The sequence below is a fragment of the Myxococcus sp. CA040A genome (genome assembly GCF_013336725.1).
GTDB lineage: Bacteria > Myxococcota > Myxococcia > Myxococcales > Myxococcaceae > Myxococcus > Myxococcus llanfairpwllgwyngyllgogerychwyrndrobwllllantysiliogogogochensis.
Window position 1 is genome coordinate 487,362 of the sequence record NZ_JABUMR010000003.1, and the last position, 24,352, is coordinate 511,713.

At 69.8% G+C, this 24,352-nt stretch carries 19 protein-coding genes; 12 read left to right on the plus strand and 7 right to left on the minus strand.

What is annotated here, in order from left to right; translation table 11 throughout:
- The first annotated feature begins 47 nt into the window (after nucleotides 1-47).
- Complete coding sequence (locus HUA75_RS14280) at nucleotides 48-2,555, plus strand: ATP-binding protein (protein ID WP_174486712.1); 2,508 nt, start codon at nucleotides 48-50, stop codon at nucleotides 2,553-2,555.
- Here the strand turns inward: HUA75_RS14280 and HUA75_RS14285 are convergent.
- Nucleotides 2,533-3,975 (minus strand): aminotransferase class I/II-fold pyridoxal phosphate-dependent enzyme, encoded by a 1,443-nt coding sequence (locus HUA75_RS14285; RefSeq protein ID WP_174486713.1) that lies wholly within the window; start codon nucleotides 3,973-3,975, stop codon nucleotides 2,533-2,535. The genes HUA75_RS14280 and HUA75_RS14285 overlap by 23 nt on opposite strands.
- A 396-nt stretch (nucleotides 3,976-4,371) precedes the next feature.
- Here HUA75_RS14285 and HUA75_RS14290 point away from each other — a divergent pair, with 396 nt between their 5' ends.
- Nucleotides 4,372-4,611: a SelT/SelW/SelH family protein gene (locus HUA75_RS14290; protein WP_246137016.1), complete on the plus strand. Its 240-nt coding sequence runs from the start codon at nucleotides 4,372-4,374 to the stop codon at nucleotides 4,609-4,611.
- Between the two features lie 51 nt (nucleotides 4,612-4,662).
- Here the strand turns inward: HUA75_RS14290 and HUA75_RS14295 are convergent, their stop codons facing one another.
- Together HUA75_RS14295 and HUA75_RS14300 are read right to left on the minus strand one after the other, a co-directional pair.
- A complete protein-coding gene (locus tag HUA75_RS14295; RefSeq protein ID WP_174454053.1) occupies nucleotides 4,663-6,333 on the minus strand; it encodes a DUF1501 domain-containing protein in 1,671 nt (556 codons plus the stop codon).
- A 22-nt stretch (nucleotides 6,334-6,355) separates the two neighbouring features.
- The gene (locus HUA75_RS14300) at nucleotides 6,356-8,752 is read right to left on the minus strand and encodes a carbohydrate-binding domain-containing protein (RefSeq protein WP_174486714.1); all 2,397 of its coding nucleotides are present in this window, start codon (nucleotides 8,750-8,752) and stop codon (nucleotides 6,356-6,358) included.
- Nucleotides 8,753-8,957: 205 nt separating this feature from the next.
- On the opposite strand from HUA75_RS14300, the gene HUA75_RS14305 reads away from it, so the two are divergent.
- The 4 genes from HUA75_RS14305 (at nucleotide 8,958) to HUA75_RS14320 (ending at nucleotide 12,717) form a co-directional block, all read left to right on the plus strand.
- Nucleotides 8,958-9,263: a hypothetical protein gene (locus HUA75_RS14305; protein WP_174486715.1), complete on the plus strand. Its 306-nt coding sequence runs from the start codon at nucleotides 8,958-8,960 to the stop codon at nucleotides 9,261-9,263.
- Nucleotides 9,264-9,327: 64 nt separating this feature from the next.
- Nucleotides 9,328-10,152, plus strand: a complete 825-nt coding sequence (locus tag HUA75_RS14310; protein WP_141641337.1) for a 2,3,4,5-tetrahydropyridine-2,6-dicarboxylate N-succinyltransferase — start codon at nucleotides 9,328-9,330, stop codon at nucleotides 10,150-10,152.
- A gap of 62 nt (nucleotides 10,153-10,214) precedes the next feature.
- Nucleotides 10,215-10,850, plus strand: a complete 636-nt coding sequence (locus HUA75_RS14315) for a cupin domain-containing protein (RefSeq protein ID WP_174487033.1) — start codon at nucleotides 10,215-10,217, stop codon at nucleotides 10,848-10,850.
- A 109-nt stretch (nucleotides 10,851-10,959) separates the two neighbouring features.
- Entirely contained in the window at nucleotides 10,960-12,717 is a 1,758-nt protein-coding gene (locus HUA75_RS14320; RefSeq protein WP_174486716.1) for a hypothetical protein, read from the plus strand.
- Between the two features lie 66 nt (nucleotides 12,718-12,783).
- Here the strand turns inward: HUA75_RS14320 and HUA75_RS14325 are convergent, their stop codons facing one another.
- Nucleotides 12,784-14,508 (minus strand): ankyrin repeat domain-containing protein, encoded by a 1,725-nt coding sequence (locus HUA75_RS14325; protein ID WP_174486717.1) that lies wholly within the window; start codon nucleotides 14,506-14,508, stop codon nucleotides 12,784-12,786.
- Nucleotides 14,509-14,751: 243 nt separating this feature from the next.
- On the opposite strand from HUA75_RS14325, the gene dapE reads away from it, so the two are divergent.
- The 4 genes from dapE (at nucleotide 14,752) to HUA75_RS14345 (ending at nucleotide 18,857) form a co-directional block, all read left to right on the plus strand.
- Nucleotides 14,752-15,834 (plus strand): succinyl-diaminopimelate desuccinylase, encoded by a 1,083-nt coding sequence (dapE, locus tag HUA75_RS14330; RefSeq protein ID WP_141641333.1) that lies wholly within the window; start codon nucleotides 14,752-14,754, stop codon nucleotides 15,832-15,834.
- Nucleotides 15,835-16,104: 270 nt separating this feature from the next.
- Nucleotides 16,105-16,857: a hypothetical protein gene (locus HUA75_RS14335; RefSeq protein WP_174467199.1), complete on the plus strand. Its 753-nt coding sequence runs from the start codon at nucleotides 16,105-16,107 to the stop codon at nucleotides 16,855-16,857.
- Between the two features lie 81 nt (nucleotides 16,858-16,938).
- Nucleotides 16,939-18,090: a sensor histidine kinase gene (locus tag HUA75_RS14340; RefSeq protein ID WP_371745528.1), complete on the plus strand. Its 1,152-nt coding sequence runs from the start codon at nucleotides 16,939-16,941 to the stop codon at nucleotides 18,088-18,090.
- Complete coding sequence (locus tag HUA75_RS14345) at nucleotides 18,087-18,857, plus strand: LytTR family DNA-binding domain-containing protein (RefSeq protein ID WP_141641330.1); 771 nt, start codon at nucleotides 18,087-18,089, stop codon at nucleotides 18,855-18,857. The genes HUA75_RS14340 and HUA75_RS14345 overlap by 4 nt, the downstream gene beginning before the upstream one ends.
- Nucleotides 18,858-18,891: 34 nt before the next feature.
- Here the strand turns inward: HUA75_RS14345 and HUA75_RS14350 are convergent, their stop codons facing one another.
- Nucleotides 18,892-19,302: a hypothetical protein gene (locus HUA75_RS14350; RefSeq protein ID WP_174486718.1), complete on the minus strand. Its 411-nt coding sequence runs from the start codon at nucleotides 19,300-19,302 to the stop codon at nucleotides 18,892-18,894.
- 185 nt (nucleotides 19,303-19,487) lie between these two features.
- On the opposite strand from HUA75_RS14350, the gene HUA75_RS14355 reads away from it, so the two are divergent.
- On the plus strand, nucleotides 19,488-20,642 hold the full coding sequence (locus tag HUA75_RS14355; RefSeq protein WP_174486719.1) for a hypothetical protein: 1,155 nt from the start codon (nucleotides 19,488-19,490) through the stop codon (nucleotides 20,640-20,642).
- Nucleotides 20,643-20,770: 128 nt separating this feature from the next.
- A complete protein-coding gene (locus HUA75_RS14360; protein ID WP_174486720.1) occupies nucleotides 20,771-21,190 on the plus strand; it encodes a cell envelope biogenesis protein TolA in 420 nt (139 codons plus the stop codon).
- A 120-nt stretch (nucleotides 21,191-21,310) separates the two neighbouring features.
- On the opposite strand, the gene HUA75_RS14365 is transcribed toward HUA75_RS14360, so the two are convergent.
- Both HUA75_RS14365 and HUA75_RS14370 read right to left on the minus strand, forming a co-directional pair.
- Nucleotides 21,311-22,861 (minus strand): hypothetical protein, encoded by a 1,551-nt coding sequence (locus tag HUA75_RS14365; protein ID WP_254627569.1) that lies wholly within the window; start codon nucleotides 22,859-22,861, stop codon nucleotides 21,311-21,313.
- 222 nt (nucleotides 22,862-23,083) lie between these two features.
- The gene (locus tag HUA75_RS14370; protein ID WP_174461198.1) at nucleotides 23,084-24,352 is read right to left on the minus strand and encodes a hypothetical protein; all 1,269 of its coding nucleotides are present in this window, start codon (nucleotides 24,350-24,352) and stop codon (nucleotides 23,084-23,086) included.

The window sequence follows — 24,352 nt, forward strand, 5'->3', positions numbered from 1 at the left end:
GGGCCATGGGGGGCCCCCCTGTCATGCGGACAGTGGAAGGGAACGCCATGAACGACCAGCTCGGACATGCGGTGCGCGGCGCGGTTTCCCTGGTGCGGTCTTCCCTGGCGGAAGAGGGACCCTGGGCGGGTCTGCGGGACGTGCTTTACGGTGCCTGGAACATGCCTCACGGCCACTGCTATCTGTGGAAGCAGGAGCTGGTGGTGATGCATGTCTTGTCGGACGCGCTCATCGGCGCCGCCTACTTCTTCATCTCCCTGACGCTGTATGCGATGGTGCGACGCAGCCGGCTGCCTTTTGGCGGGATGATTCTGTCGTTTGGCGTCTTCATCGCCGCGTGTGGGCTGACGCACCTGATGGAGGTGTGGAACGTCTGGTATTCGGCCTACTACCTGGCGGGTGGCATCAAGGTGGTGACGGCCGTGGCGTCGGTGGCCACGGGCATGTACCTGGTGCCGTTGCGCGGGCGGGTGGTGGAGTTCACGGAGGCGGCGCGGCTGTCCGAGGAGCGCCGGGTGCGTCTGGAGAAGAGCTCCGTGGAGCTGGAGGAGCTGTACGCGAGGCTGAAGGCATCCGAGGCGCAGCGCACCGGCTTCTTCGCCAATGTCAGCCATGAGCTGCGCACGCCGCTGACGCTCATCCTGGGGCCGGTGGAGCGGCTGCTGAACCAGGGGGAGCTGTCCGAGTCCGCCCACAAGGACTTGGAGGTGGTGCGCCGCAACGCGCGGGTGCTGCTGCGGCATGTGAACGCGCTCCTGGACGTGGCCAAGCTGGACGCGGGGAAGATGCGCCTCCAGTACGAGGAGGTGGACCTGGCGAGGCTGGTGCGGCTGGGCGCGGAGAACTTCGAGGGGCTGGCGGCGGAGCGGCGGCTGGACTTCGCGCTGGAGCTGCCGGCGATGCTGCCGGCGCAGGTGGACTCGGAGAAGGTGGACCGGGTGGTGCTCAACCTCTTGTCCAACGCCGCCAAGTTCACGCCCCCGGGAGGCAGCATCCGCGTCGCGTTGAGCGCGGAGGCGGGGCGAGGCCGGCTGGTGGTGGAGGACACCGGGCCGGGCGTGCGGCTGGAGCTGCGTGAGGCCATCTTCGAGCGCTTCCGCCAGGGGGACGAGGCCACCGTGCGGGACCTGGGGGGCACGGGGCTGGGCCTGGCCATTGCCCGGGACTTCGTGGTGCTGCACGAGGGGCGCGTCTGGGTGGAGGACCGGCCGGGGGGCGGCGCCCGCTTCGTGGTGGAGCTGCCGCTGATGGCGCCCTCGGGCGCGAAGCTGTCGGCGCGTCCGGAGGTGGAGGCGCGGGTGGAGCATCACGCGGCGGCGCGCGCGGAGCTGGACCTGCTGCGACCTGAGGCGCGGGAGGTGGTGGCGTCGACGCGCGCGGAGGACTCGAGCCGCCCGCGCGTGCTGGTGGTGGAGGACACGCGGGAGATGCGCCGCTTCGTGGTGGAGACCCTGTCAAAGGACTTCCAGGTGGCCACCGCGGTGGACGGCGTGGACGGGCTGGTCCAGGCGGAGCGGATGCAGCCGGACGTCATCGTCAGTGACCTGATGATGCCTCGCATGGGGGGAGACCAGCTGGTGCGCGCGGTGCGCTCGCGTCCCGGAATCGAGTCCACGCCCATCCTCCTGCTGACCGCGCGCGCGGATGATGCGCTGCGGGTGGACCTGCTGCGCTCGGGGGCGCAGGACTACGTGGTGAAGCCCTTCGTCTCCGAGGAGCTGGTGGCGCGGGTGACGAACCTGGCGGTGGTGAAGCGCACGCGCGAGGTGCTGCAGGGCCTGTTGGCCGCGCGCTCGGTGGACCTGGAGGCGATGGCGCGCGAGCTGGGCATGCGCAAGCGGCAGCTGGAGGTGGCGCTGGAGACCACCGAGCGCGCCAGCACGTCGCGCAGCACGCTGCTCCAACTGGTGTCGCACGAGCTGCGCACGCCGCTGTCGGTGCTCCAGCTCACCCAACATGCGCTCCAGCGGGAGCTGGGAGGGATGCCGCCCCGCGCGCTGGACATGTTCGACCGGATGCACCGCTCCACCGTGCGCTTGCGGGACATGGTGGAGATGGTGCTCCAGTACAACCAGTTGGAAGAAGGCCGGCTGGTGGTGCGGCGTCAGGCCGTGGACCTGGGCGAGGTGGTGGAGGAGGTGGTGGAGGAGGCGCGCGCGGAGGCCCGCCGCAAGGGCCTGGCGCTGGAGCTGGAGCGGCCGCCCGGCAAGGCGGTGGCGCGCACGGACCCGCGCATCGTCCAGATGGTGCTGCTCAACCTGGTGACGAACGCGGTGAAGTACACCGAGCAGGGCGGCGTGTCGGTCGCGGTGGAGGAGCGCCCCCAGGGCTGGCGCCTGCGGGTGCGAGACACCGGCCCGGGCATCCCCCGCGCCGCGCAGTCGCGCGTGTTCGAGCCCTTCGAGCACCTGGAGCCCCTGGAGAACAAGTCCAAGCCGGGCGTGGGCCTGGGGCTGACGCTGGTGCGGGAGATGGTGTCGGTGCTGGGCGGCGTCGTCTCGGTGGCCTCCGAGCCCGGCGTCGGCAGCGAGTTCACCGTCGAGCTGCCGTCCTGAGCGCCTCCATCAGCGCGTCCAGGTCCGCGTCGGTGGTGAGGGGGTTGATGAGGGTGACGCGCAGGTAGACGCCCGTGGGCAGCTTCGTCTGCACCAGGTAGAAGTCCCCGCGTGTCACCAGTCGCTCGCGCAGCCGGGCCTGGAGGGCATCCCACTCCTCGGGCGGGACGTGCGCGGGCGTGTGGCGGAAGCAGACGATGTTGCAGTCGGGGGCCACCGGCACGTCGAAGTCGGGGGCGGCGGAGAGGCGCTCGGCGAAGCGACGGGCCAGGGTGTACGACTCCGTCACCGCGTCCGCGAACAGGCGCGTGCCCAGCACGCGGAGGCAGGTGTAGAGCTTGAGGGCCATCATCTCCTTGGTGCACTCCATCGTCCGCAGGCCCACGTCGCTCCAGGGCCGCTCGGTGTTGCCGAAGAGGTAGCTGGCCTCCTGGGCGAAGGACTCGAAGGAGCGCGCGCCGTCGCGGAAGAGGACGGCCGTCACCAGCGCGGGCATCAACAGGCCCTTGTGCGCGTCCCAGACGACGGAGTCCGCGCGGTCGATGCCACGTGTCTGGTGGCGGTACTCGGAGCTGAGCACGGCGGCGGCGCCATGCGCGGCGTCCACGTGGAACCACAGGCCGTGGCGCTCGCAGAAGTCGGCCACGGGCTCCAGCGGGTCGAACGCGCCGGTGGCGGTGGAGCCGGCGCTGGCGACGACGGCGATGACCTTGCGCCCCGCGCGCGTGGCCGACTCCAGCGCGGGCCCCAGGGCCTCCGGGCGCAGGCGGAAGCGGCCGTCGACGGGGACGGGCACCACGCCGCCCGAGCCCCAGCCCATGACCCGCGTGGCGCGCGACACGCAGTAGTGCGCGGTCGTCGGCACCAGCACGGCGAGCGGCGGCCCCGCGTGCGCGCCGTCGTTCCAGGCGTCGTAGCCGGCCCGGGCCTGCCGCGCGGCGAGCAGCGCGGTGAGGTTGCCGAGCGAGCCGCCCGAGGTCAGCACGCCGTCCGTGGACTCCGGCATCCCCAGGCGCGCCGCCATCCACCGCAGCACGTTGCGCTCCATGGCGGTGGAGACCGGACCCATCTCGTACACCGCCATGCCGTTGTTGAGCAGGGAGGAGACGGCGTCGCACAGCGCGGCCAGCGGCACGGGGGCTGTCACCTGGTGGCCCACGTAGCGCGGGTGGTGCAGGTGGTTGGAACCGGAGAGCACGCTCGCCATCAGCTCCGCGAAGTCTCCCGTGGGCTCCTCCGGGAAGGAGGCGGCGAAGCGGTCCACGTTCACCGCGGGCGCCGCCCAGGGCAACACGGGCAGGCCCTCGCCGCGCTCGGCCTGTCGCAGATAGTCCGCCAGCGTGTCCACCAACTGGCGACCCTCGCGACGGAAGGCCTCGGTGTCATAGGCGGCGGCGATGCGCTCACGAAAGTCGGTCATGGCGGACCGGGAACCTAGCCGCGATGGATGGCGACGTCCTCGGGTACGAGCGCGGAGCCCCAAGTCCCACTCACCGATGAACGACCCGAGAGGCTGGGATGAGGGCAGGCTCCTCCGGGCCTCGCGCGCGTCTTGCGCGGACAGGAGGTGCGGGCCGGCGAGACGACGGCTCCCCGAGCTCTCACCCGTCCCCGGTCGGGGCAGGCAGGCGGGAGGGCACCTCGGAGGCTCGCGCAGGTCTCGAGCGGACGGGCGTCGCGAGCAGGTGGGACGAAGGGCCCCCGGGCCTCGTGCGCGTCCCCGGTCGAGGCAGGCAAGCATGCTGGCTCGCGCGCTTGAAACGCATTATCTCCAGGACGTGCGCACGGTCGCTGCGCCCACGCGAGGAGACGCACCATGGCGGACGCGAAGCCGGTCTCGATTACCTACTGTAATTCCTGAGGCTACAAGCCTCGGGCCGCCCGTGCGGCGGCCGTGCTGAAGGACGAACTGGATGTGGAGACGGAGCTGAAGCCAGGCCCGTCGGGCAGCTACGAGGTCAGGGTGGGTGACAAGGTCGTCATCCGGAAGGACTCGCTGGCCTTCCCCACGGACCAGGAGGTGGTCGACGCGGTGGCGCGCGCCCTGGACGGATGACCCTCGCGCGCGAGGCGACCCGGAGGAGCACTCCAGGTCGCCTTCGTCGACTCAGCGCTTGATGAACTTCATCGCAGGCCTGTCGTTCTTGCCCTTGCCCGCGGCCTTCAGCGCCACGGGGTCCAGGCCGGACAGGTGCAACGCCGTCGCGTACAGGTGGCCCGCGTCGGAGATGAAGCTGTTGGCGCTCTTGGTCCGCCCCGTCATCAGCAGGCCCGTGTCCGGGTTGAAGGCTGGGTCCAAGGTGCCATCCGGCATCATGGGAATGCCGTCCAGCGAGACGCTGCCCACGCGGCCGTACTGCGTGTTGCCGCGCACGGTGCCGCCGAGGAAGGCCGCGCTGTTCACCCGCCAGTGCTGGCAGCAGTCCTGGAGCATGATCTCCTCGTACTTCTGCGCATCCGTCACGTCCGCCTTGGTGAGGATGCCCTCCACGTCGCCCTGAATCGTGCGGCCCATCTCCGAGGCGAGGACGATGGTGGTGAAGTCGTAGTAGCTCTTGCCCGTCGTCCCGTACTGCGTCGACTTGAGCTTGGCTACCAGCGTCTTGAGCGGGTTCCAGAGGTGCTTGCGCATGGTGTCGCGCTGCTCCGTCTGGCCCTTGTTGTTCATGATGGAGCGCCGGTCCCGGTGCGTGTCGAACTGGCGCAGGCCCCGGTTCTCGATGAAGAAGCCGATGGACAGCCCCTTCGTCATCAGCTCGTACGTCATCAACGCCTGCACGTTGGTGTTGGGCGTCTCCTTGGTGCGAGCGGGGTTGCCGTTGATGGACGAGGAGTCGGTGGCCTCGTCCGCGGCGGTGATGCCGAACTCTGCGCGCAGCGTGGTGTCGGTGAACAGCGTGCGCGGGTCCAGGTTGATGCTGCCGCCCGCCGTCAGCGCGCGGTGAATCTGGAGCGCGGAGGAGAAGGCGCGCACCGACTCGCTGTTCTTCTCCGCCAGGAAGCTGGCCTGCAGGTTGTCGGTGAACTGGCGGATGCGCGCGTCGCGCTGGCCCTGCGCCACGTTGCCCAGTGAGGACAGCCTGTCTCGCATCGCGCCCGGCGTCTTGCCGTAGAGCGTGTGGGCATGCACCGGGCCCAGCTTCTCGTAGTAGCCGGTGCCCTCCGGGTAGGACGGAATGGACAGCTCACCGTCCGACAGCCAGCGGTGCCAGGAGACGTGGGGCAACAGGTAGCCGGTGCCGTAGGCCTCGCAGAACGCCTGCATCACCGTGCGTTCGTCCGCGTTGCGCTTGCCGGACAGCGAGGCGCTGTACTTGCCGTAGTGGTACTCCCACCGGCCGCCGGAGTGGAAGGTGTTGCCGTTGTGGCTGGACACCACCGCCAGGTCCGGGAACAGGTCCAGGCCGTCCTGCGCCAGGTAGCCGTACTGGATGTTGCCCTGCATCCTGGGCGGGTCCGACGGCGTGGTGCCGTAGTTCTTCGGGCGGTAGCGGTGCTGCGTCCAGGAGGGCGTGGGGCGCAGCTCTCCGGCCGGGACGACGCGGATGGCGTCATTGGGCGTGTGGACGGGGTTGAACATCGAGTACCCGTCCCAGCCTCCCTCCTGGAACCAGTAGATGAGGAAGTGCGGGTCGTCGGCCTCGGCGGCGGCGGCCTCGGCGAAGCCCAGCTCCTTCTTCGTCCCCGGCACTCCGAAGGAGCGGAAGAAGCGGAGCCAGTCCAGGGTGCTGATGGCGGCGCCCGCTGCGGCGCCCGCGAGGAATCGGCGGCGGTTCATGGCGGCGGTCCTTTGGGCGCGGTTACTGGCGCAGGTATTCGGGCGAGGTGGCGATGGTCTTCAGCACGGCCTTCAAGTTGCCGTGCTGTGCCTGGCTGACGTCCCACAGGCGCTTGTAGATGACGCGCTCGTCCTCCTGGTGCCGCATCTCCCGGCCGAAGAAGAGCGCGTACTGGGCGTTGAGCGTGCGGCGCACGAAGGCTTCCTTCTTCACCGCCTGGGTGGCGAAGGCCTCCATGCCCGGGCCCTTGAAGGCGTAGGTGGCCGCCAGGTTCCGGTCCGTGTCGTCCAGCGACACGCCCTGCTCGTCCGCCGTGCGGTAGTTGCCCTCGTCGTCCCACTTCAGGCGCTGGTGCGCCAGCGGGGTGAGCGTCTGGTGGCACGAGAAGCAGATGCTGCTGGGGTCCACCGTGGAGGAGGCCGTGGCCGCGCCGCGCATGTCGAAGACCTCGGCGGGCACCTCGTACAGCGTGCCCATGAAGTCCGTCATCACTCGCGCCGCGTAGTTGTAGTGCGGCAGGCCCGGCTTGTTCTTGATGAAGCCCTTCATCGTGAGCACGCCCGTCTTGCCGTGCTGCGTGGGCCGCGTCACCTGCTGGAAGGCCGCGTCCACCGAGTAGTCACCGACGAGCAACTCTTGCAGTGGCCGCTCCTGCTCGACGAGGAAGGTCCACAGCCGCGCGGGCTCGTCCGTGTCGGGGGTGCCCTCGCTCTCCGTGCGCACGCGCATGCGGCGGAAGTAGTTGGAGCGGAAGTCCGCCGAGGCCAGGTAGCCGTCCACCATGGCCTCCCACGTCTTCGTGCCGCTCTCCAGCGCGGTGAAGTCCGCGGCGGAAGGCGGGCGGCCCAGCAGGTCCTGCGCCAGCTTCACCAACAGCAGCTTGTCGCGCTCCTTGCCGGAGAACGCCTCGTAAGAGGGTGGCAGGGTGAAGAGGAAGTCGGGGGCGCGCATCAGGCCCTCGCACAGGCCGCTCCAGGCCTTGGTGGCGTTCGCCTCGATGTCCAGGAGGCCCGTCACCAGCGCATAGCCGTTGGCGCGCTCCTGCGACGTCGCGGCGCGGTACAGCATCCGCCGGTAGATGGTGTCCACCTTGGCCTTCGCCGCGTCCGCGCGCTGCGTGCCGGTGGCTGCCTCCGTGGGGCCGTACACCACGAGCGCGTCCACGTGCAGGTTGCGGTCGCAGACGCCCGTCTCGCCATAGTCGTTGGTGAAGGCCACCGTGAGGATGTGGTCCCCGCTGGTGACGGCCTGCGTGTGCACGAAGTCCGCGTAGGCCGTGTTGTTCGCGACGGCCCACTCCTTCACCAGCACGCCGTCCACCTTGAGCTGCAGGTTCGGCAGGTCCGGGCCGCACAGGTCACCCTTCGCCTTCACCGTGAAGCGGTAGGTGGCGGAGGCGGGGAAGGCGTACGGCTGGAGCGTGGTGAGGGTGCCGGTGGTGTAGAGGTTCCACCCGGTGCTGCCGGACTTGCCGCCGGTGCTCGCCAGAATCTGCGTGCCGGCGGGGATGGTGGTGCCATCTTTCGCGGCGGCCTCCATCTCGTACGTCTTCGTGGAGGGAGCGGGGATGTCCGTCAGCGGCAGGGCCAGGTCCAGGCCGGAGAAGGGCCCCGTCTTCGCGGTGGCGGCCGTGAGGCACACGTCGCGCGACAAATCATCCAGGCCCAGGAAGAAGTCGGCCGAGGCCACGCGCGCCTCGACGAAGTGGTCCTTGTAGTCCACGCCGCCGAACACGCCCACGTTCTGCGCGAAGCGGTCCTGGCCGCCGCGCACCCAGTCGTCGTTGAAGACGGCCTTCACCTTGCCCTTGAGCTGCTCGTAGCTCAGGAAGGGATTGTCATACGTGGCGACGGACGGGCCGCTGTAGGCCTCCAGCAGCGCGGGAGGGAACTCCTCGTCCGGCGGCGACGACGGCTGGCGCGTCTCCACCGCCGCCAACTGGCAGGTGAGGCTGGCCACGGCGGCGATCTCCTGCGCGTTCCAGGCCGGCTGGGCCCTGGGCATGCGCGCGCTCTCGTCCGTGGTGACCAGGCGCGACAACATGGAGCCCGACGACGGGGTGAGATAGCCGGCGGCGCGGATGGCGTAGAAGTTCTCCACGCCGTTGAGGCCCACCCGGAAGAGCCGTCCGCTGGTGGGCGCGTGGCAGGAGATACAGCCCGACACCTCCCGCACCAGTGCGGGCTGCACCACCCGCTCGAAGTCGCTGGCGATGCCCGCGAGCGTCACCCCGGCGGGGACGCTCTCCAAATCACACGGCAGCGAGCCGTCCTGCTGGACCGGGGGAGGCGGTGGGTTCGGATTGTCGTAATCCGGCACACCTTGCATGTCGAGCGACGCCTCGCCGAGGCAACCAGCGGCGAACGACGCGAGCACTGCCACTGCGAGGCTCCACGGGCGCGGGGGGGTAGCGCTCATGTTGCCCTCCAGGGGTGAGGGGTGACCCCATGCTGGCACGACCGTGGTGCGATTGACCAGTCGTCAACATGGTGAATTCAGAGAAAACAGGAAGTTATCGACTTCGTTGGGGAAGCAGTTGCCTGCGCTGGCAAGGAAACGGGCGAGTGCGGAGTGCTCCCGGGTAGGCGGAGGAAGGTGCAGGTTGGTGGAAGGAGGTGGACGGATGGCCTGGCCCGACATGGCGTCGCCCTACGAGCGGCGCTCCATCATCCGAGGCATGCGAGTGCGCGACGAGGCGGGGACGTTCCTGGGGTACGTGGCCCTGCTGAGTGGCGCGCACATCTACGTGAGGCGCTGGCCGTTCAGCCGGCGGTGGGGCCAGCTGCCGATGTCCCGGGTTCGGCATGTGACGCCGGGCACGGTGGTGCTGGAGGGGCGGGGGCCCGCGGACGCGGTGACTCCGGAGCTGTACGAGGAGATCACCACGCAGACGCTGCCCCTGGTGGAGCCCGGCGCGGCGCGGACCTGAGCCTCGCGCGGGGCCTGCGGTTGGGTGCGGCGCGGCGCTCCAAATTGTGATTCAAGGAGGCGCCATGCTGCCCATCGACGAGCTTGCCCAGAAGGTCTCCGCCGCGTTCGCGGACCGGACGAAATTGAAGGACCCGGACTTCGTGTCCGCCGTGCGCGAGACGGTGGCGCGGCTGGACGCAGGCGAGCTGCGCGTGGCGGAGAAGGGGGCGGAGGGCTGGAAGGTCCACGCCTGGGTGAAGGAGGCCATCCTCCTGTTCTTCGCGGTGTCGGAGATGAAGGTGATGGAGGTGGGGCCCTTCGAGTTCCACGACAAGGTCCCTCTGAAGAAGGGGTTGGACAAGGCGGGGGTGCGCGTGGTGCCTCCGGGCACGGTGCGCTACGGCGCCTTCGTGGAGCGCGGCGCGGTGGTGATGCCCGGCTACGTCAACATCGGCGCGCGCGTGGGCGCGGGCACCATGGTGGACACCTGGGCCACGGTGGGCAGCTGCGCGCAGGTGGGCAGCGACGTGCACCTGTCCGGTGGCGTGGGCCTGGGGGGCGTGTTGGAGCCGCCCACCGCGTCGCCCGTCATCATCGAGGACCGGGCCTTCCTGGGCAGCCGCTGCATCGTCGTGGAGGGCGTGGTGGTGGAGGAGGAGGCGGTGCTGGGCGCCAATGTCGTGCTCACCGCGTCCACGCAAATCATCGACGTCACTGGACCCGAGGAGCGCGTCTACAAGGGCCGCGTCCCCGCGCGCAGCGTGGTGATTCCGGGGATGAGGGAGAAGCAGTTCCCCGCCGGAAAATTCATGGTTCCCTGTGCGCTCATCATCGGCCAGCGGACACAGTCGACGGACAAGAAGACGAGCCTCAACTCGGCCCTGCGCGACTTCGCCGTGCCGGTCTGACCCCAGAAATCCAGAGCGGTTGATACTTCCGTAGAGGGAGTGTGACGGGACGGAATGTGACGATGGAGCACCTCGACGACATCCTGGCTGAGTGGGCCCTCGGCACCCTGGACTCCCCCGCCTGGGAGGCCGCGGAGCGGCACCTGTCGACGTGTTCTCGTTGCCGGGTCGAGGCCGACCGCCTGTCCATGGCTCGCCAGGGACTGTCGATGGCGGTGCCTCCCGTCGAGCCGCCCGCCGCCGTGCTCCAGGCCCTGATGGAGCGCATGGAGGGGCCGCGTCGCTTCGAGCGCTTCGCGGACCGGGTGGCCGCGTTCTTCGACCTGTCGAGGGAGCGGGCGCTGGAGCTGCTGGAGTCCCTGGCGGACCCGTCGCGGTGGATGCCGGGGCCGGTGGAGGGCTCGGCGCTGATGCCGGTGGAGGCGGGGCCCGCGCGCGAGGGGATGATGGGCGCGATGCTGCGGCTGAACCCGGGGATTCACTACCCGCTGCACACCCACCATGGCCGCGAGCTGAACCTGGTGCTCGAGGGCGGGCTGCGCGAGGACACCGGGCACGAGGTGTGGCCGGGCGAGGAGCAGGAGAAGACGGACGGCAGTGCCCACGGCTTCAGCGCGCTGCGGGGGCCCGCGTGTCTGTGCGCGACGCTGCTGGAGGGTGCGATCAGCTTCGAGGAAGAACTCGCCACGCCGGGCTGAGTTGTCATAGCCTTCGAGACATCTGGCGCCCCTACTTCGTCCATGAGCTCCTGATGGCTTGCCATCAGGGGCGGGGCGCCGACTTTTTCTTCAAAGGTCGGGAGGGGATATGCCTCGGGTGTTGCGTGAGGTGGTGGGAGCGCTGACGCACGAGGGTGCCGCGGCCTTCGACCTGTCCCAGACGGACCCGCTGACGCATCTGACCTTCACCAAGGGCGCGGCGCTGCTCGAGGAGAGTTTCTACCGCACCCAGGTGGAGGAGATTCGGAGCTACGCGGCGGCGCTGCTCGGAGCGGAGCGCCACGAGCGCGGCTTCGGCTGGAAGTTCGCCGCGTACATGCGCGACCCGGTGAAGGGGAAGGGCAATCGCATCCAGGGGAGCGTCGCGCCGGCCATCCTCGCGGCGGCGGACCCGGAGGGCCCTTTCACGGAGGAGTACACGTTCCGCTGTCTGCGACACCGCGCGGACGACGTGGCGTTGTTCCTCACGCACTTCGACAACCTGGGGCTGGGCGAGGTACCCGAGGCGGCGCGCAAGGGCATGGCGCGGGCGCTGGTGGGCATGGACCTGTATCAACTGCTCAAGTACGCGGGGCGACAGTTCGCGCTGTCGCGGCGCCGGAAGAACGGTCAGCGCGCGAGCCTGCGGCTGGTGGATGCGATGGGCGTGGCGAAGGCGCACCTGGATGAGCGCACGCTGAAGCTCTACCACTACCTGCACGCGCCCACGCGCGAGCGCACGGCCCTGGCGCAGGGGCTGGAGTTGCTGGAGGCGCGCCGCGCGTTCTTCGGCGGCGAGGCGAGCCTGGAGAACTTCGTGAAGGGGCGGCTGACCACGGAGCAGGCGCTGTCGTTCATGGGGTCGACGCAGGAGACGTGGCGCCGGGTGCTCGACGTACCGGGGCTGCTGCCGGACATGGCCTTCAAGGGCTACCTCCGAGCGATGTATCAGGCAGGAATCCCTCTGGACGTGCTGTTGGCGGAGGCGCGCAAGCGCCGCTTCGCGGGGCTGTGGCCGCACCAGGTGTACATGGGGTGGTGGGCGGCGATGGCGGGCAAGACGCGGGAGGACTCCCAGGGGGAGGACTGCTTCCACGCGGACCCGGTGCCGGCCATCGCGCCTGTCTTCGAGGTCATCTTGGAGAAGGTGTGCGAGGGCTTGTTGCCGGCGGGCAAGAGCCTTGGCATCGCGGATATCTCCGGCTCCATGTTCGGCGCGAAGGTGGGCGGGGTGAAGGGTTCCGCGCACGTGGGCGACGTGGCGGTGGTGCTGGCCGCGGTGATGGCGCGCGAGCTGGGGTACGCGGCGACGTTCTCCGATGACATCTTCGTGGAGGACCGCGCGCGGGGGCAGGGGGTTCTCGACCTGGCCACCAAGCTGCGCAGCGGGCCGGGGTGGGGCAGCACGCAGGTGGTGAACTCGGTGGTGAACCTCATCTCCCTCCTGCTGAAGAATCCCTCGAGGCCGAGGCCCCGCACGCTCTACTTCTTCTCCGACATGCAGTTCCATCCGCCGGAGGTCCAGAGCGTGGAGCCGGGCCTGGTGGAGTCGCTGCGAAAGAGGGGCCTCGAGTTCGACGCGAGCGTGCCGCCGCTCCAGGCCGTGCTCCAGGCGTGGCACCACGTGCTGGGTCCGGTGGACGTGGTGCTGTGGAACCTGGCGGCCTACGACAACGCGCCGCTGCCCTCGCAGGTGCCCAACGTGTTGATGCTCGCGGGCTTCGACGCCAACTCGTTCCGCCACGTGTCCACGTGGCAGGCGTCGGGCAGCCCGGCGCTTCCGGCGAAGGCCCAGGCGGTGACGCCCGCCGACGCGGGGGGCGCGAAGAAGCCCGGCGTGGAGCTCGACTTCATCCGGACGTTCTGACCCAGGAGTGCCCTGGAGCCGCGGCGGACGCGGGAGGAAAGCTCCCGCGCCTGCTGTGCGGAACTCCTACTTCTTCGCCTTGCGGAAGACGGGCAGCCCCTTGCTGATTCGGTCGAAGAGCGCCCCTTTGTCGAGCCGAGGCTTCTCTTCCTCGTCGTCGTCGTCGTCCGCTTCGTCGTCGTCGGAGTCCTCGTCGTCCGAAGCCTCTTCGTCGTCGTCCAAGTCCTCGTCGTCCGAAGTCTCTTCGTCGTCGTCCGAGTCCTCGTCGTCGTCCGCTTCGTCGTCGTCGGAGTCTCCGTCGTCGTCCGCTTCGTCGTCGTCGGAGTCCTCGTCGTCGACATCCTCGGAGTCCCCGTCGTCGATGTCCTCGACCTCGGAGTCCTCCTCGTCCAGTTCCTCCTCGTCCTCCGACTCCTCTTCCTCGGGCTTGTCCGTCTCGCCCTCGAACACCTGGTCGACGAAGATGGCGCGGAGGTCGTCGGCCACGCCATCACCGTAGCCCTGGGCGTAGGTGTCGATGTCGAAGTGGTGCTCGGCCTCGACGGTGGCATCGACGGCGTGTTCATCCTCGATGACGACCTTGGCCCGGATGGTGTCCGCGCTCAGGATGTGGTCGTTGTAGTAGCCGAGCACCACGTCCCGCGCCTCGATGTCACCCCCGACGCTGAACTCTCCGTCGGTGTAGAGCGCGTGGCACTTCAGGTCGCCCAGGATGTTCACGAGCGAGTCATTCCCGGCGTCCCGCACCACGCCGTGCACGATGACATCTCCCGTCACCGCGAACGGCTTCTGGATTTCCAGGTCGCCGTCCACCTCCAGGTCGCCGTGGTGGAAGAAGACGCGCTTCAGCGTCAGCGGGCCCTTCAGCCGGACCGTCCGCTCCTCCACGCCGAGCACGTCACTCACGGCCTCCAGCTTGTCCAACGCATCGCTCGGGTCACCGAAGCTGTGCAGCCCCGTGGCCAGCTCCTGCGCCGAACTCACCGCGTGCTTGAAGGAGAGTTTCTTGCCCGCCAGGGCCTTCGTCAGCGCGGCCTCGTCGATGGGGAAGGGCGCGAACGGGTCCGTGGGGTCGTGCTGGATGGGAATGCTCGCCTTGCCTCCGGCGGCCTCCAGCGCGCTGATGGCCGCGACGAAGCCCGGCGTGCGCTTGTTGTGGGCCACCCACACCTCCTCCTTGGTGCGCAGCCCCACGCCCAGCGGCGTGCGCCCCAACCCGTCGATGGCATTCACGTCGGCGCCGCGCTCGAGCAGCAGCTTCACGAGCTCCGGCTTGCCCACGCCCATCGCGCGGTGAAGCGGCGTCTGTCCCGAATCGTCCCGCACGTTGACGGTCGCGCCCGCGTCCAGGACCTCTCGATAGAGCGCCTCGGTCGACAGTCTGAACGCGCCGCCGCTCCTGTCCGTCACCTCCGAGGGCACCTTGCCGCCCGCGGCGCGCAGCACCCGGATGATCTCCAGCGCCCGGTCCTCGCTGGCCTTGTCCGGCTCGTAGCTGACGGCGTGTATCAACGGCGTCTGCTGATGGGCGTCGCGCGCGTTCACGTCCGCGCCCGCCTCGATGAGCGCGCGCACCACGTCGACGCTGGGGAGCGGCTCGCCCTTCGTGTAGGGCGACTGCACGGCGAGATGCAGGGCCGTCTGGCCGTACTTGTTGCCGGCATTCACGTCAGCGCCTTCGGCCACGGCCTTCTTCACGGCCTCTGGGGTCAGCTCGTCCTTCCAGCGGGACTTGGCCTCGCAGAGCGAGAGCAGCGCCTGGGTCGCGTCACTGTTCGACTTGGCCGACATTTCATCCTCGGAGGTGGAAAGCGGCGCGAGTGTCAGTGAACGCCCGAGCACTGTCACTCGTAATCCCGGAAGGGGTTCGTCGGGCATCCTCTTCACTCGCGGCATGCCTGGGGCCGTCTGTCAGCGGGTTTTCCAGTAATCGATAATTTCAGGACCTGACTCGCCTGCCTGGCGGCCCTGATTGTCGTCGGGGTGGAGGGAGATCAGCGGGCGAGGTGGGGGTGGCGCTATGGTGGGAGGCGCATGTCCTCTCAAGACCTCGCTACGAGGCTCGCCCGCACGACGCTCGAGCTGTGCCGCATCTCCAGCCCCATCACCCACGAAGGCCCCATCGCCGACTTCGTCGAGCGCTGGGCGCTCCAGCACTTCCCCGCGAGGGAAGTCTTCCGGGTAGGGCACACGTTGCTGCTCGGTCGCCTGGACGACCCACGACCCACGGTGGCGCTCATCGGCCACCTGGACACCGTGCCCGCGCACCCCAGTGACGTGGGGCGGGAGCCTCGCATCGAGGGTGAGCGCATCTTCGGCCTGGGCGCTTCGGACATGAAGGGCGGGCTCGCGGTGATGATGGCGCTGGCGGAGGACCTGCGCCGCGACACGTTGCCCGTGAATCTCGCGTTCCTCTTCTATGAGCGCGAGGAGGGCGCCTACGCGGAGAGTGGTCTCATCCCCCTCTTCGCGAAGCGTCCGGACCTGGCGGGCGTGAAGTTCGGCATCGCCATGGAGCCCACGGACAGCGAGGTGCAGGTGGGCTGCGTCGGCTCCATGCAGGTGACGGTGCGCTTCACCGGACGCAGCGCGCACTCGGCGCGGCCGTGGCAGGGGGAGAACGCCATCCACAAGGCGGGGCCGTTCCTCACGGAGCTGCTGGCCCGTCAGCGCGTGGAGGTGGATGTGGATGGCTTCCGCTTCTACGAGGTCATCAACGCCACGCTCGCCAAGGGCGGCCGCGCGCGGAACGTCATCCCGGAGGCGTTCGAGCTGAACCTCAACTACCGCTTCGCGCCGGGCAAGAGCATCGAGCAGGCGAAGGCGGACGTGCATGCGCTCGTCGCGGGCCGCGCGGAGGTGGACATCACCGACGCCTCGCCCAGCGGGCCCGTCGTCGCTGGCAACCCCCTGTTCCAGAAGCTGCTCGCCATCACCGGGCTGCCCGCCGCGTCCAAGCAGGCGTGGACGGACGTGGCCCGCTTCGGCGAGTGGGGCGTGGACGCCATCAACTACGGCCCCGGTGAGACGGCGCAGGCGCATCAGGCCAACGAGAGCGCGCCCATCGCTCCCCTGGCCGTGGCGTACGAGAAGCTGGCCGCGTTCCTGAAGGGCTGAGGGACGGACTCCGCGAGGGGCGCGGGAGGACTCGAGTCCACCGCGCCCTCTGGAGGGCTCTTCCCGAGGGTCGATGATGTCGTTTTGAACCCTCCCGGTGTCTGAAGGTTCATCACGTCGCATCCATCATGAAGCAGGGGTCTCGGTTCCTTGGCGCAGGGTGTTTTCCGAGCGAGGACGGCTTTACGGGAGACACCGTGACTGTCTAGGTTCCCTGTGAAAAATCCAGCGAGACGAGCCTCGTTATCGCTGGCTCATCAAGGATGCACGGTGAACCTCTTCCTCGCGCGTTTCACTCTTGGCTGTCTGTTGTTGGCTCCCCTTCTCGCGTGTGACTCCAGCGCGGAGGATGACACCCCGGGGGGCGGCGACTCGGCCGTGACGGGTGTCTGGAATCGCTTTGGCAGCGAGTTTGGCTATCACACGGATGTGGCCTACGGCGGCATCGCGGGGCAGTCCTCGGACCGGGTGTACATGTGTGAGCTGCCCGGCTCGCCCTCGGCGGGGCTCTACAAGGGGCGGCTCATCAGCCCTCGGATGATTCGCTGGGACTCCGAGCACAACCTGCCCGACTACGAGGTCGTATTCGAGGACCAGACGATGCGCTTCCGGCCGCAGAACGGCAGCAACACGTTCCTGGGCCAGTATCAGAAGGGGAGCTGGACGGCCGGGGCGTGTGATTTGACGCTGGAGAACGGGCAGCTCGTCGACAACTCGGCCACCGCCTATCTGCGCTTCAACAACAGCGGAGAACTCAAAATCAACAGCGTGACGATTGGCGGCGAAGCCATTCCCATCCACGCGACGGAGACGTGCAGCGTCACCACGCTCATCCCGTCCGGGTCGGGAAACAACGGCACGCTCACCGTGTCCATCAACTACAGCGGCGTAGGGGTGGAAGGGCCCTACCGTCGGACCCAGAACCACACCCTCTATCGCTCGGACTTCAAGCCGGGCTGCAACAAGCTGGAGGCCGAGTTTGCCTGTGGGGCGCTGGCTGTCTGCGTCTACGTGGTGCCGTAGGCCCGCGCGCGGACGTGTCACTCGGGGGCCGTTCGCGCCGCCGCGCTTCCCTTCCTGGGGGCCTGCTAGAGTCAGGCCCTCGTGGTGGGACTGAAAGACATCACCGGGCCGCACCCCGTGTCCTCCGGCGAGGAGGCCCGCACGTTCCGTTCGCGTTGGCTCGGGCCCGCGTTGGTGTTGGCCGGGTACACGGTGCTCGCGCTCATCTACGGTGCGCAGCTCTCCGTCTACAAGGCGTCCATTGGCGCGCCCCCCGTCTTCGGCGAGACGCTGCTCACGGGGGCCATCGTCTGGGGGGGCTGGGCGGCGTTGACGCCGTTCATCCTCGCCGTGGCCCGCCGGGTGCGAGGCACGGGGCGCCCCTGGCCCGTCCAGCTCGCGTTGCACCTGCCCCCCGCGGTCTTCTTCGCCACGGCACACCTGGCGCTCCTGGCGGGGCTGCGTCAACTCCTGCTCCAGCCCGCGGGAGGCGGTGGGGCCGCCGCGTGGACCTACTTCACCTGGCTCCTGTCGAAGACCACGGACTTCGACCTGCTCATCTACCTCTCCGTAGTGGGGCTCGATGCGACCCTGCGCTACGCGCGACAGGTGCGTGAGGAGGCCGTTCGCGCCTCGGGGCTCCAGGCTCAGCTCGCGCAGGCGCAGCTCCACCTCTTGCGCAGCCAGTTGAGGCCCCACTTCCTGTTCAACACCCTGCACGCCATCTCCACCCTCATGCACCGCGACGTGGACGCGGCGGACCGCATGGTGGGCCAGCTCAGTGAGCTGCTGCGCGCCAGCCTGGAGCGCGATGGTCGCCACGAGGTGCCGCTCTCCGAGGAGCTGGACCTGCTCGCGCCCTACCTGGACATCGAGCGCACCCGCTTCTCCGACCGGCTCCAGGTGGATGTGGAGGTGGCGCCCGATGTGCACGACGCCCTGGTTCCGCCCCTGGTGCTCCAGCCCCTGGTGGAGAACGCCATCCGTCATGGCATCGCGCCGCGTCGGGGGCCCGGCCGGGTCTGGGTCCGCGTCCAGCGGGCCGGGGACCGGCTGTCACTGGAGGTTCGAGACGACGGCGTCGGGCCGCCCGCGGAGGGGCTCTCCGGGCTGAGCGAGGGAATCGGACTGGGCTCGACGCGCGCCCGGCTGGAGCGGCTCTACGGTGTCTCTCAGTCGCTGACGTGTGAGGCCAACGCGCCCCGAGGCTTCGTCGTCTCGCTCTCGCTGCCCTTCCGGAGCGCCCGGGCATGACGGTCCGCACGCTCATCGTCGACGACGAGCCCCTGGCCCGGGAGCGCTTGCGCACCCTCCTGGCTTCGGAGCCGGACCTTCATCCGGTGTCCGAGTGTTGCGACGGGCACGAGGCCCTGGAGGTCATGGCCCGCGAGCGGCCCGCGCTCGTCTTCCTGGACGTGGAGATGCCGGAGCGCGACGGGTTCGGTGTGCTGGCCGAAGCGGCGCTGACGCCTCCGCCCGTCATCGTCTTCGTGACGGCCTGGCCTCAGCACGCGCTGCGGGCCTTCGATGCCGCCGCAGTGGACTACCTGCTCAAGCCGTTCACGGTGGAGCGCTTCCGGCGCACGCTGGTCCGGGTGCGCGAGCGACTGGCCGCGCCTCCTGGGGACTTGCGTCAGCAGCTCCAGCGCTTGTTCCAGGAGCTGCGCCCGGAGCCCGTGGCCGTGCCCACCGAGCGGCTGGTGGTGAAGACGGGGAGCCGGACGCTGCTCGTCCCAGTGGAGGACCTGGACTGGGTGGAGTCCGCTGGCAACTACGTCACGTTGCATGTCGGCGCGGAGGCGCACCTCTTGCGCGAGACGATGGCGGAGCTGGAGGCGCGGTTGCCGCCGCGTCGGTTCGCTCGGGTCCACCGCTCGGCGCTCGTGAACGTGGAGCGCATCGTCTCGCTGTCGCCCACGCTGTCGGGCGACCACCGGCTGGTGCTGCGCGACGGACAGGAGCTGACGTTGAGCCGCACGTACCGGGCCCGGCTGGAGCAGGTGCTCGGCCATCCCCTGTGACGTGTGCCTCCCCTCACTCCAAGCTGCTTCGCCTTCAGGCCTTTTCGGGCGAGCTGTTCGACTCCCCGTGAGCCGGGAGCGGCTCTTCCGTGGCGTCGAGAATCGCCAGGGCGAGCGGTTTCGCTTCACGGTTCAGGTTGATGGCGGACACCGCTCGAATGCGCTGGATGGACGCGCGGTCTCCGAGCAGGGCGAGGCTCAGGGCGGCCAGCGCATACTCATGATGTGAGTTCGTCGCGGCGAAGAACCTCTCGTCGAAGACGCGATGCAGCGTGGGGACCCCGCCGCGCTCTCCCGCGAGGGCACCCCTGACCGCGGCCGCGAGCTGCTCGTAGCCACTGGAGGGGTCGCTCTCCTCGGGAGTCGCCGGTTCCCAGTGGGGCACCTGCTCCAGGAGGATGGCGCGAGCGCGCTCGATGAGTCTCTGCTTCTCCTCGGGAGTCATGGCGCTCGGGAGGCTAGACGCACGCACGCGCCTGCGCCATCGCCCGTGAGGCGTCGTGACTCGTCCTCGTCCGGCTTCGGCTCGTCCCCCGATTCCGCGTCTCATCCCATCCGTGCCCCACCGGACAGCTCCGTTCTTAGTCTTCCTCGCGCTGGGAGGCCGGTCGCCTCCCCATGGAGGACGTCATGAGGCCTGTCGTGTGTGTGGGATTGGCTGCGCTCGTTACCGCCTGCGCCGCCGGGAAGTCGGCGCGTGGGAGCGGAGACCCCGTCACCCTGGAAGAGGGACGACGGTTCACGGAGGCGGCCGTCACCGTCATGCAGGCGTATGACCTGGAGAGCCGCTTCCAGGAGGCCGCGGCGCTGGGCCGGTTCGCCAGTGAGCGGGCTCGACTCCTGAAGGACCCGGGCGGCGAGGCCCGCCTCCAGGTCGAACTGGGACGCGTCCTGTCCCGCCAGCTCCGTCATGAGCCTGGGCTGGATGCGGCCCAGGTCCTCGACTTGCTGCGTCGAGCGCGGAGGCTCGCGGAGGACTCGGGGGATGCGCGCGCGCGGGTCGCCGCGCTCGATGCCGAGGGCATGTTCCACTACTTCGACAAGCTGCTGGCGGGGAAGGGCGAGTGGGCGCCCATCGTCGCCCTCTTCGAGCAGTCACGGGACCTGGCCGAGTCCTCCGGGGACACGCGCGGACACATCGTGGCGCTCTTCCACCTGGGCCTCACCCAGCAGTTCCAGGAGGACTTCGCGGGCGCCAGGGCGACCTTCGAGCACTCCCTGGCGCTCTCCCGCGCCTCGCGAGACGCGTTGATGGAGTCCTACAACCTGCGGCACCTCGCGGGGCTGGCCGAGGACCGGGGGGAGCTTCAGCTGGCCCTGGAGCAGTTCGAGGAGTCGCTGCGCCTGAGGGAGCAGGTGGGCTTTCGCACCGGAGAGCTGTTCGCGCTCGTGACGGTGGCCCAGGTCCGCTCCCGAATCGAGCCCAAGGGCACCTCCGCGCTGGAGCCCGCGAGAAAGGCGCTGGCGCTGGCGCTGGAGCTGAAGGACCCGTCGGGAGAGCGCGAGGCCCGGGCCGTCCTGGGCCGCATCCACCTGCGCCGCGAGGACGCCACCGCCGCGCTTCCCTTCCTGGAGCAGTCCCTCTCCAACGCGGAGTCCCACGAGGACTGGCTCTCGACGGTGGACCTGCTGCTGGATTTGACGCGGGCCCACGCGCTGCGTGGCGAACGAGCGCGAGTGGAGGAGCGACTGCGACGGGCGCGTGCGGTGGCGACGGACCATGGACTGAAGGCGTCGCTCGCGCAGGTGGAGAAGGTCGAACGCGAGCTGGCTCGCGCACCGTGATGCGTGAAGGCTGACGCGCCATTCGTCCGCTGTCGTTCATCTTCCCGAGGGGATGGCTCTCATCGCGTGCGCATCGGCGTACGCTGTGGTTCGTAATTCACGCGGTTCCCCTTTCTGGAGGAGATGGAATGACTCACGAGACCGTCAATTCGCAAATCACCGATGCCTTGGCGCCCGCGGACCTGGGTGGGGCCTCAGACTCGTCGTCCGTGACGCGCAAGTCGCCCGCGCGGCGGCGTCGGGCCACGAAGAAGGCCGCTGGCCGCACCGGTGCTCGTGCGAAGAAGACCACCTCGCGCCGTGCCTCCGCGAAGCGGGGCAGGACCGCCGCGCGCAAGTCGACGACGCGCAAGTCGACGACGCGCAAGACGGCCAAGCGGAAGACGGCCGTCCGGGGCACGCGCAAGGGCGCTGCCCGCAAGGCCACCACGCGCCGGACGGCGGCCGCGGGACGCACCGCGCGCAAGAGCCCGGCCCGTCGCACCACCACCCGTACCACCGCGCGCAAGGGCGCCCGGAAGACCACCCGCCGGACGACGCGCCGCTAGTTCGCGACGCGAAAGCAAGCGGGGACCCCTCGTAAGAGACGGGTCCCCGCTGCCGCGCTCAGCGCTTCAGGTGAGGCCGAGGACCCTTCGAGAAGGTCCCCACGGGCCTCCTCCCAGCGCTCAGCGCTTCATGCGAAGCAGGAACAAATCACTCCGCGCGGGCGACCGACGGCCCGTGCCGAAGTCGGATTCGCGGTCCGTGTGGCCGAACAGCAGGGCATCGCCGTCCGGGAGCACTTGCACGAAGCGGATGTCCTCCAGCCCATACAGCTCGCCTCGGGGGCGGGGTGGGTCGGACAGGTACAGGCGCAACCCGAGCGACGCGCCATCCGGTCCGTAGCGCAGCGCCAGGGGCTGCGCCGAGCCGAGCCCGTCCGGTCCTGACGCGCCATCCACGATGAGCGAGTAGGTGAACCCGGCGACGACGACTCCGCCCGTGGGCTCCACGCCCAGCGCTCCCGCCTGGAGTCCATCCCCCAGGTTGCGGCTCCAGCGCTCCTTGCCCGTGGCATCCGCCGACACGAGGAACGGGCTGGCCCGGTACACATGTCCGTGGAGCTTCGTCGTGCCCCAGGACACCGTGCCCAGGAAGGAGCCCAGCGCCACCACCGTGCCCTGACTGTCCACGCCCACGTCGCTCACGGTGCCGCTGGCCTGGGAGAGCGGCCTTGCCCACACCAGGGCTCCGGTCGCCTGGTACACGGCGACGAACGGGCTGCCGTCCTTCGAGGACTCCGTGCGCTGGGTGCCGAAGCGGGCCGCGCCCAGGTAGCGCCCACCCACCACGAGCCTGTCATTCGCGCCGCGCGCCAGGGTGGTCACCGTCACCCGCGAGTCCGAGCCCTCCGCCCGGCCGATGGACAGCGCCTGCTCGGGCTTGCCGTCCAGCGAGTACGTCACCACCACCGCGCCGGAGCCCACCACGCCCCCTCCGAAGTCCGTCGGGCCGGAGGTGTTGAACGCCACCATTGGCCGTCCCTGGGCATCCAGCACCAGGTCCGCCACGGTGGCATCCCTGCCTGGAACGGTGGCGGACCAGAGGACATTGCCCGCCGCGTCCAGGCGGACGAGGAAGGCGCCGTTGCCCAGCTCCAGCGGCTCGAAGTCCACGAGCCCCCGGGCATCCACCGCCACGAAGAGTCCCCCGTCGGGCGCGGGGGCGACGCGTGCATTCACGTCCGCGCGCAGCGACTCGGGCGTCTCCGCCACGCGCACCGCGAAGCTGCGCGTCCAGCGCATCTCTCCCGTCGGGATGCGGCGCGCGAGCGTCAGCCGCACCGTGTTGTCCGTGGGCTGACGCTCCTGGAGGTCATCCATCTCGTACAAGGCCACGGTGAGGATGTCGCCATTCGCATCCACCGCCGCGCCGAGCGCCAGGTCATCCTGCGCGGTGCCCTCGCGCGCCAGCCACAACGTGCTTCCCGGTGTCGCCGGGGGTGGCGGAGGCGGTGGCTCTATCGGCGGTGGGCCGCCCGCATCCGGAGCGCCCGCGTCCGGAGTCTCCCCGGGAGGCGGCGTCCCCGCGTCATCTTCCTCCGAAGGCGTCTCCTGCGCGGGACAGTCGCTTCGCGACTCGTTCGGACAATCCGGAGGCGTGTCGGCCTCCGCGTCGTCACAACCTGTCAGCAGCCCCGCCCAGCCCACCGCTGTCGCGAACGCGACAGTCCGCAACCATCGCCGCCCCTGATGCATGAAGCCCCCTCCCGCCCCTCGGAGGTTCTCCATGCTGGTAGGTGCCAGCAATACCGTGTGCGACGTTTGCCCGCCCGCCCGCTCCGAAGCGCGCGACGCATCACCCGCGAGGCGTCCGTGTGCCTCGCCTGCGCACCGGACCTCTCCTGTGAGGGAGGCGCGCTTCCCATCCCGGGCAACGCGCACCTCGCTCCTTGGGCTTCAGCGCCAGAAGCCCACGGACAGGCCGACGTTGGTGTAGCGGCTCGCCAGGTCGAACGAGGTGCTGATGGACCAGTCCTCCCAATAGCGCAGGATGAAGACCTCGAAGCCGCCGGTGAGGTGGGGGCGGGGCGGCCGACCGTCGAAGGGCGAGGGCTCCGCGTACACGCCCGCTCGCAGCCGAATCATCCCCGGCACCGTGTCGTGCTCCACGCCCAGCCGGGGGGCGAACTCGGAGCCGTGGCCCACGCGCTCCTCCTCCGCCGTCGACGCGAAGCTGCGCAGCGGCACCGCGTTGTCCACGCCGGACAGGAGGTCCACCTGCGCGCTGATGAGCCACCGTCCCGCCGGAGCATCCTTGGGTTCCTCTTCCGGCACCGGCAGCGCGTCCCCTTCGATGACGAGCTGACGTCGGGCGGCGGGAGACAGGCGGTTGTAGCGCTCCGCGCCCTCGCCCAGTCGCCAGCTCGCGCCCACCGACAGCACCGCCGGGGACACCACCGCGCCGAACAGCGTCCGGTCCGCCAGCACCGGCGCCTGGCCTTCCTCTCGCCTCCAGTCCGCGACGACCTCCGGCCGCACCGTCACACCCATGCGCCAGGGACGGCCATGCGGGCGGTACAACATGTCCACCGCCACGCCCGTGTCGCCGTAGCGCAGCTCCGTCCCGCCGGATTGCAGCCGGAAGGACGCCTGCGCCGCGTAGATGCCCAGCGCGAGGATGAAGTCGTCCTGTCCGAAAGACACCGCTCCGGCCAGCACCGACTGCGTCAGCGACACGCGGATGCGCTCGCTGTCCCCGGCGCAGGCCTCCGTCGCGCAGTAGGAGACGGCGCTGTTGCGCAGCGCGAAGCCGATGCCGAAGCGCTTGTACTGCAACAGCAGTCCGCCCAGCAGTTGTCGCCGGTCCTGGGACTCGTCCGGACGCCCGTCGTTGTCCACGTCGCGCGCGCGTCCGCTGGTGAACGGCAGGTCCAGCCAGGACAGCGTGACGCCCAAATCCCAGTCCTTCTCCAGCGCGGGGCCCCGGTGGGCCAGCGCCGCCAGGTTGCTGGGGAATCCCGCCGCGCCCTCGGCGATGCCCACGTAGGCGCCGCCCAGCGCGACCACGCGCGCCGAGCCCAGGAGCGCGCCGGGATTGAAATACAGCCGCTCCGGACGCGGCTGGGTGGGCTCCTCATCCTGCGCCCAGGCCGCGGGCGCGAGGCCCAGCACCGCGCATCCGCCGAGCGCGCGAAGCCATCCGTTCCACCGCGTCGAGCCGCCCAT